The organism is Streptomyces nanshensis (assembly GCF_001751255.1).
GTDB classification, from domain to species: Bacteria; Actinomycetota; Actinomycetes; order Streptomycetales; family Streptomycetaceae; genus Streptomyces; species Streptomyces nanshensis_A.
Map to the genome: position 1 here is coordinate 147 of NZ_LJGW01000085.1, position 8,338 is coordinate 8,484.

The 8,338-nt window shown below is 70.3% G+C and carries 4 protein-coding genes (1 of these 4 running past the window's edge); 2 read left to right on the top strand and 2 right to left on the bottom strand.

The features are described from left to right. Positions 1–3,514 carry part of the coding region annotated (locus AN218_RS04135) for a HAMP domain-containing protein (protein WP_107421351.1) on the bottom strand (this coding region is incomplete at its 3' end). Its footprint begins 146 nt before the window's first position, so 3,514 of the 3,660 annotated nt are shown. A 291-nt stretch (positions 3,515–3,805) separates the two neighbouring features. Here AN218_RS04135 and AN218_RS04140 point away from each other — a divergent pair. Then, entirely contained in the window at positions 3,806–5,461 is a 1,656-nt protein-coding gene (locus AN218_RS04140; RefSeq protein ID WP_420855935.1) for a SpoIIE family protein phosphatase, read from the top strand. A gap of 58 nt (positions 5,462–5,519) precedes the next feature. On the opposite strand, the gene AN218_RS04145 is transcribed toward AN218_RS04140, so the two are convergent. Beyond that, positions 5,520–6,359, bottom strand: coding sequence for a helix-turn-helix transcriptional regulator (locus AN218_RS04145; RefSeq protein ID WP_070015250.1), 840 nt, complete (start codon positions 6,357–6,359; stop codon positions 5,520–5,522). A 79-nt stretch (positions 6,360–6,438) separates the two neighbouring features. Between AN218_RS04145 and AN218_RS04150 the strand changes: the two genes are divergently transcribed. Continuing rightward, positions 6,439–8,121, top strand: coding sequence for an AMP-binding protein (locus AN218_RS04150; protein ID WP_070015251.1), 1,683 nt, complete (start codon positions 6,439–6,441; stop codon positions 8,119–8,121). Positions 8,122–8,338: the final 217 nt, after the last annotated feature.

Here is an 8,338-nt window from a genome sequence, read left to right on the forward strand (position 1 = left end):
CGGGCGTTCCGCCCTCGGGCGGCTCCGCGGGGGAGGTGGCGCCGGGGTAGACGGACGGGATGTAGAGCGTGAAGCGCGAGCCCACACCCTCGGTGCTCTCGACGTCGATCCGCCCGCCGAGCAGTCCCGCGATCTCCCGGCTGATGGACAGGCCCAGCCCGGTGCCGCCGTAGCGGCGGCTGGTGGTGCCGTCGGACTGCTGGAACGCCTCGAAGATCACGGCGAGTTTGTCCTGCGGGATGCCGCTGCCGGTGTCCTTCACGGAGAAGGCCAGCACGGACTCCGCGCTGCGCAGCGTCGCCTCGTCGAACTGCTCGTTCGCGGCCCGCTCCACGCGCAGTTCGACGCCGCCGGTCGAGGTGAACTTCACCGCGTTGGACAGCAGGTTGCGCAGCACCTGCTGGATGCGCTGCTCGTCGGAGTACAGCTCGCGCGGCACGTTCTCGCCGACCCCGATCTCGAAGGCCAGCCCGCGGTCTATGGTCATCGGCCGGAACGTCGCGTGCACGTAGTCCAGCAGCTTCGTCAGCGGCAGCCGCCGCGGCCGTACGTCCATCCGCCCCGCCTCGACCTTCGACAGATCGAGGATGTCGTTGATGAGCTGCAGCAGATCCGAGCCGGAACGGTAGATCGTGGTCGCGAAGTCGACCTCCTGCTCGGACAGCCGCCCGTCGGGGTTGTCGGCCAGCAGCCGCGCGAGGATCAGCAGCGAGTTCAGCGGCGTCCGCAGCTCGTGCGACATGTTCGCCAGGAACTCCGACTTGTACTGCGAGGACGTGGCGAGCAGCGCCGCCTTCTCCTCCAACTCGGCGTTGGTGCGCTGGAGTTCGTCCGAGCGCTGGCGCAGCTCCTTCGTCAGCCGCTGGGACTCCGAAAGCAGCACCTCCGTACGGGCGTTGGCGAGGATGGTGTTGATCGAGACGCCGATGGTGTGCACGAACTGGTCGATGAACGTCAGATAGACCTCGTTGAACTTGCTGAACGAGGCGACCTCCAGCACACCCAGCGTCCGGTCCTCGAAGAGGATCGGCAGGATGAGGATGTTCGCGGCGGGCGCGGAGCCGAGCCCCGACTCGACCCGTACGTAGTCGGGCGGCGCGTCCTCGATGAGGATGCGCTTCTTCTCCGCGACGGCCTGGGCGATCAGCCCGCGCAGCGGCGAGTCCGGTGCGCCGGGATCCTCGCGCCCGCTGGTGCCGTACCCGGAGATGAACTCCAGCTCGTCGCCCGGCTTTCCGCCGGATCCGACCAGGAAGAACGCCCCTGCCTGCGCGTTCACCAGCGGCGTCAGCTCCCGCAGGATCAGGTCGGCGACCTCCCCCAGATCGCGCTGGCCCTGCATCAGGCCCGCGATACGGGTCAGGTTGGACTCCAGCCAGTCCTTGGTACGGGTGGTCTCGCGCAGGTTGGCCACCATCACGTTGATGTTGTCCTTGAGTTCGGCGACCTCGCCGCGCGCGTCCACCGCGATGGAACGGGACATGTCGCCCTGGGTGACGGCGCTGGCGACCTCCGCGATCGCCCGTACCTGCGTGGTGAGGTTCCCCGCCAGCTCGTTGACGCTGGTCGTCAGGCCCTTCCAGGTGCCGTAGACGCCCTCGACGCGGGCCTGTCCGCCGAGCTGTCCCTCGCTGCCGACCTCGCGGGCGACGCGGGTGACCTCGGAGGAGAAGGACGAGAGCGTGTCGACCATGGTGTTGAGGGTGGTCTTCAGCTCCAGGAACTCCCCGCGTGCGTCGACGTCGATCTTCTTGGAGAGGTCGCCGTTGGCGACGGCCGTGGCGACCTGTGCGATGTTGCGGACCTGTGAAGTGAGGTTCGTCGTCATGAAGTTGACGTTGTCGGTGAGGTCCTTCCAGACGCCCGAGACACCGTGCACCTGGGCCCGTCCGCCGAGGTTGCCCTCGGTGCCGACCTCGCGCGAGACGCGGGTGACCTCGTCCGAGAACGCGCGGAGCTGGTGGACCATCGTGTTGACGGTGTCCTTCAACTCCAGGATCTCGCCGCGTGCGTCGACGTCGATCTTCTTGGAGAGGTCGCCGTTGGCGACGGCCGTGGTCACCTGGGCGATGCTGCGCACCTGCGAAGTCAGGTTCAGCGCCATGGAGTTGACGCTCTCGGTGAGGTCCTTCCACACCCCGGAGACGCCCCGCACCTGCGCCTGCTTGCCGAGGTTGCCCTCGGTGCCGACTTCGCGGGCCACACGTGTGACCTCGTCGGCGAACGCGGAGAGCTGGTCGACCATCGTGTTGAGGGTCGTCTTGAGCTGGAGGATCTCGCCCTTGGCGTCGACGGTGATCTTCTGGCTGAGGTCGCCCTCGGCCACCGCGGTGGCGACCTGGGCGATGCTGCGTACCTGTGAAGTCAGGTTGGACGCCATGGTGTTGACGTTGTCGGTCAGATCCCGCCACACGCCGGAGACGTCCCGTACCTCGGCCTGCCCGCCGAGGTTGCCCTCGGTGCCGACTTCGCGGGCGACGCGGGTGACCTCGTCGGCGAACGCGGAGAGCTGGTCGACCGTGGAGTTCACGGTCCCCATGAGCTGGAGGATCTCGCCCTTGGCGTCCACGGTGATCTTCTTGCTGAGATCGCCCTGCGCGACGGCGGCCGAGACCTGTGCGATGTTGCGTACCTGTGAAGTGAGGTTGGACGCCATGGTGTTGACGTCGTCGGTCAGATCCCGCCAGGCGCCCGTCAGGCCCCGTACCTCGGCCTGGCCGCCGAGACTGCCCTCGGTGCCGACCTCGCGGGCCACACGTGTGACCTCGTCGGCGAAGACGGAGAGCTGGTCGACCATCGTGTTCACGGTGAGCTTCAGCTCCAGCAGCTCACCCGAGGGCTCGACCATCACCTTCTGCGTCAGATCGCCGTTCGCGACGGCCGTCGTCACACCCGCGATGTCCCGTACCTGATCCGTGAGCCGCTCGGCCATGGTGTTGATGGCCTCGGTCACGCGCCGCCAGTCGCCCGACAGCTCTCCGACGTCCGCCCGGCCGCCGAGGTTGCCCTCGGTGCCGACCTCGCGGGCGACTCTCGTGACCTCGCCGGTGAACATCGAGAGCTGGTCGACGAGCCGGTTCAGACTGCTGTCGAGCCGGCCGAGATCGCCGTTGTGCCCGTAGCCGCCGCTGTGCCGCTCCATGTGCTGGGTGAGGTCGCCGTCCGCGACGGACTCCAGTACCCGCGTCGCCTTCGTCAGGGGGAACGCCATCGCCTCGATGAGCTGATTCGCCTCGTCGACGTTCGTGGTCCAGGAGCCGGGGCCCGGGCTCGCGGAGATCCGCTCGTCGAGACGGCCGTCCTTGGCCACCTCGCGGCGGACCCGCCTCAGCTCCGCCGCCAGATGTTCGTTCCGGGCGGCTATCTGGTTGAACGCACCGGCGATCTCGCCCAGCACTCCCTCTGTCTCGGTCGCCGCTCTCGCCGAGAAGTCGCCGTCACTCAGCGACCGCATGGCTCCCAGCAGTGGACGCAGATCGGCCTCGCGTACCGACAGTCCCTGGGGGTCGTCCATGGCATCCCATCCCAAGCATCCTGGATGTGTAGCTTTATCCTATTGTAGAGGCTTTATCGCTGGTGACATCCGAGTCAGGAGAGGCTTGTGCGACTGCCGTCCGCCGGCCTGAGCGATCCCGCGTCGCGGAGGGCCCTGCCCACAAGTCAGCTCGCACCCTCCACCGCTCGTACGCTGGTACGCGCGGAGATCGAGAAGTGGGCGCGGGCCAGTGTCACGCCTGGGCCGCTGATCGGGCGGCTGACCGAGGACGCCGAACTGCTCGTCAGCGAACTCGTCACCAACGCCCTCATGCACGCCGGGACCCAGATCGAGGTCGCGTGCGGAGTGGAGACCGAGCCCGTGGGGGCGGGCGGCGGCAGCCGCTCGGACAGGGAGGACCGCGACAGCGGCGAGAGCGGGGAAGACTCCGGACCGGTGGCCGTCGCCGCGGTGCTCGTCGAGGTCACCGACCGGCAGCCCACCGGGCGGGTCACCGGCGACAGCTCCGCGCGACGCGGCGGCCGCGGCCTCGGGCTCCAGATCATCGGCGCCCTCGCGGAGTCCTGGGGCGTGACCTACCGGCGTACGGAGAAGGTCGTCTGGTTCCGGCTGGCGCCCGGCGAGATGGTGGCCAGACCCTCCGGCTCGCTGAACGAGGCCATGCACCGGGAGCTGGACGCCGCCGAGATCTTCTCCTCCTCGCCGCGGGCCGACCGGCGCCGCACCGCCGAGTGGAACGACCGCGGCGGCGCCTTCCTCGCGGAGGCGAGCGAGCTGCTGTCCGGGCAGCTCGACGAGGACATGGTCGCCGCGCTCGCGGGGCAGCTCCTGGTGCCGCGGCTGGCCGACTGGTGTGCGGTGTGGCTGACGACCGAGGGCGGCGGGATGCGCCTCTCCCGGGTCTGGCACGTCGACGAGCGCAAGGTCGACGCCCTGCGCTTCGCCCTCGAAGCGGACCCGCCTCCCGCGATGCTGCGCACCGTCGGCATCCCCTGGCCGTGGCCGGACGCCGCGGACGACTCGGGCCGGGGCGGCTCGGCGCTGGCCTTCTCCATGGTCGCCGGGGGCAGTTGCCACGGGTCGCTGATCATCGGACGGGCGGGCCCGACGGAGATGACCGACTCCGTCGCACGGACCGTCGAGGACGTCACGCGACGCGTGGCGCAGGCCGTGGTCACCGCCCGCCAGTACACGCGCCAGACCAGCATCAGCCGGGCACTTCAGCGGCGGCAGCTTCCGCCGTCGCTCGCCAGTCTGCCCGGCGTGGAGACGGCGATCGTCTACGAACCGCACGCCAGGGGCCAGACCGTCGGCGGCGATTTCTACGACCTCTTCCCGATGGGCGGCAACCGCTGGTCGTTCCTGCTGGGGGACGTGCAGGGCAAGGACCCCGAGGCGATGTCCGTGACGGGGCTGACCCGGCACCTCGTACGGCTGCTCGCCCGGGAGGGCCACGGTGTGGAGTCGGTGCTCAGCAGGCTCAACGCCGCCATGGCGGAGGAGGGCGCCGAGGCCGTGGCCGTGGGCGGGGAGAGCGCGCAGCCGCGCTTCCTCAGCCTGGTCTACGGGGAGCTGGAACCGGATCCGGTGGCGGGCGGGGCGCACTGCAGCATCGCCAGCGCCGGGCATCCCTCGCCGCTGAAGCTGTCGCCGGACGGTGTCGTGGTGTCCGTGGTCGAGTCGCAGATGCTGCTCGGCATCGACGAGGGCACCGAGTTCACGGCGTACGCATTCGATCTGGAGCCGGGGGAGTCGCTGCTGTGCGTCACCGACGGGGTGACCGAACGGCGCAGCGGGCAGCGGCAGTTGGACGACGACGACGGCCTGGCGGAGATTCTCGCCGGCTGTGTGGGCATGGGCGCGATGGCCGTCGCGGAGCGCGTACGGCAGAGCGCGCACGACTTCGGGCCGGAGCCCGTGGAGGACGATCTGGCGATCCTCGTGCTGCACGCGGTCACCGGCTGACGGCGGCGCACTCCCGTGTGCGGGCGGGGCGCCCGCGGGGTCAGGGGATTCAGGGGATTCAGGGGATGAGGCCCGCCCGGCGGGCCGCCACCGCCGTCTCCAGCCGGGTGTGCGTCCCCAGCTTCCGCATCGCCGAGCGCAGATACGCCTTGACGGTCTCCGGCTTCAGCCCCGTACGGGCGGCGATCGCGGCGTTCGTGCCGCCACCGGCGACACAGGCCACCACGTCCAGCTCCCGCGGGGTGAGCGAGACGGCACGCGCACGGTCCGCGGGAGCCGCCTCCGGGCCGCACGCCGAGGCCAACCGGCCGCAGGCCTCCAGCAGTTCGGTGCGCAGCGCGCCGTCCGGTACCCGCTGGGCGAGGGTGCGCAGCTCCGCGTGGGCCTCGCGTACTTCCTCCCAGGCGCGGGGGCCGGCGACCGGCTTCTGCTGGACCTCCATCAGCCGCTGTGCCTCCTCGCGCACGGCGAGACTCTGCTCGAGTTCGCGTACGGCGTCGGCCGCGGTGTCCAGGGCGCGGTCGCCGAGGGCGAGCGACTCCCGCAGCGCCGCGTACACCACGCCGCGCACCCGGCGGCGTACCACCACGGGCACGGCCAGCACCGAGCGCAGCCCCTCGGCGGCGACGGCGGCGTCGTACTCGTGGCTGATCACACGCGAGGAGCGGTAGTCGGTGACGGAGGCGGGCCGGGCGAGCGCCACGGCCTTGCCGCCGAGTCCGTTGCCCGGGGCGATCGCGAGGCCGCGCAGCGCCTGGGTCGTGGTGCCCGTCATCTCGGTGATGCGGAAGCCGCGGCCCTCACCGGTCATCCCCGCGAAGGCGACCGGGATCTCCGTCGTCCGCCGCAGCCTGACCAGCGCGGCCCGTATCGCGCCGGATTCGGCCTGGTCCGTCATCGCAGTCCGTCCCCTCTCGCGTTCCGCGCGCGACGTCACCCCCGTTCGGGGGTGGTGAGGCGCAGATCACTCACCCACGATGCTAAAGCCATGGCTCAAGGACGAGGAGGTCCCCGTGACCGGAGAATCGACGGCGCTCTCGTACGCGAGCGGGACCGCCGGGGCGCCGCTGCTCGGCGAGACGATCGGCACTAACCTCGACCGGACGGCCGCGGCGCACCCCGGGCGTGAGGCCCTGGTCGACACCCGTGAGGGCAGGCGTTGGACGTACGCGCAACTGGTCGCGGACGTCGACCAGCTCGCACGGGGGCTGATGGCACGCGGCATCGGCAAGGGCGACCGGGTGGGGATCTGGGCCGTCAACTGCCCGGAGTGGGTGCTCGTCCAGTACGCGACGGCACGCATCGGCGCGGTGATGGTCAACATCAACCCCGCGTACCGAACGCATGAACTGGCCTATGTACTGCGTCAGTCGGGGGTGCGACTGCTCATCGCGTCCACCGAGTACAAGACGAGCGACTACCGCGCCATGGCACGCGAGGTGGCCGGCGAGTGCCCGCAACTGCTGGAGACCGTCCACATCGGCACCCCGTACTGGGAGGTGCTCGTCAACGCCGGGCATGAGACGACGGAGGAGCAACTGCGCGCCGCCGAGGCGCTGTTGAGCTGTGACGACCCGGTCAACATCCAGTACACCTCGGGGACGACGGGCTTCCCCAAGGGCGCCACGCTCTCCCACCACAACATCCTCAACAACGGTTACTTCGTGGGGGAGTTGCTGGGCTACACCGAGCAGGACAGGGTGTGTCTGCCGGTGCCCTTCTACCACTGCTTCGGCATGGTGATGGGCAATCTCGCCGCCACCAGCCACGGCGCGTGCATGGTCATCCCGTCCCCGACCTTCGAGGCCGCCGCCTCGCTGCGGGCGGTGCAGGACGAGCGCTGTACGTCGCTGTACGGGGTGCCCACGATGTTCATCGCGGAGCTGGGGCTGCCCGACTTCCCCTCGTACGACCTCAGTTCGCTGCGTACCGGGATCATGGCCGGCTCGCCGTGCCCCGTGGAGGTGATGAAGCGGGTCGTCGCCGAGATGCACATGGAGGAGGTGGCGATCTGCTACGGCATGACCGAGACGTCGCCGGTCTCCCTCCAGACGCGTACGGACGACGACGTGGAGCGCCGCACCGAGACCGTCGGCAGGGTGCTGCCGCATCTGGAGGTGAAGGTCGTCGACCCGGCCAGCGGTGTGACGCTGCCGCGCGGCGAGCCCGGCGAACTGTGCACCCGCGGCTACTCGGTGATGCTCGGGTACTGGGCGGACAAGGAGCAGACCGAGCAGGTCATCGACCCCAGCCGCTGGATGCACACCGGGGACCTGGCGGTGATGCGCGAGGACGGCTACGTCGTGATCACCGGCCGCATCAAGGACATGATCATCCGCGGCGGCGAGAACGTCTATCCGCGCGAGATCGAGGAGTTCCTCTACACCCACCCCAAGGTCTCCGACGTACAGGTCGTGGGCATTCCCGACGAGCGGTTCGGGGAGGAGATCCTCGCCTGCGTCATCGCCGTCGACCCGGCGGACGCCCCCACCGCCGAGGAGATCGCCGGGTACTGCGAGGGGCGGCTCGCGCACTACAAGATCCCGCGGCGGCTGCGCGTCATGGAGGAGTTCCCGATGACGGTCAGCGGCAAGGTGCGCAAGGTCGAACTGCGCGACGCGGCGGTCGAGGAGGCGGAGCGGGCCGGCGAGGCGCGGTAGCCGCAGGGCGGCGCGTCCGTCGTACGTCCCCCGTACGGTGCCCGCTCAGCGGCGGCTGTCGGCGACGCCCAGATTCAGCAGCGCGTGGTCGCTGCCCGGGGCCGCGATCAGGCACAGCCCCACCGGCAGCCCGCCGGCCGTCATGCGCGGCAGCACCAGGCACGGCAGCCCCGCGCCCGAGGCGAGGCAGGTGAGTTGCAGCGCCGCGCGCCGGACC

What these genes read in the sequence shown, in the direction of transcription:
- AN218_RS04140 (WP_420855935.1), top strand. Translation starts at nt 3,806, where the DNA reads ATGCACGCCGGGACCCAGATCGAGGTCGCGTGCGGAGTGGAGACCGAG.
- AN218_RS04145 (WP_070015250.1), bottom strand. Translation starts at nt 6,359, where the DNA reads ATGACGGACCAGGCCGAATCCGGCGCGATACGGGCCGCGCTGGTCAGG.
- AN218_RS04150 (WP_070015251.1), top strand. Translation starts at nt 6,439, where the DNA reads ATGCTAAAGCCATGGCTCAAGGACGAGGAGGTCCCCGTGACCGGAGAA.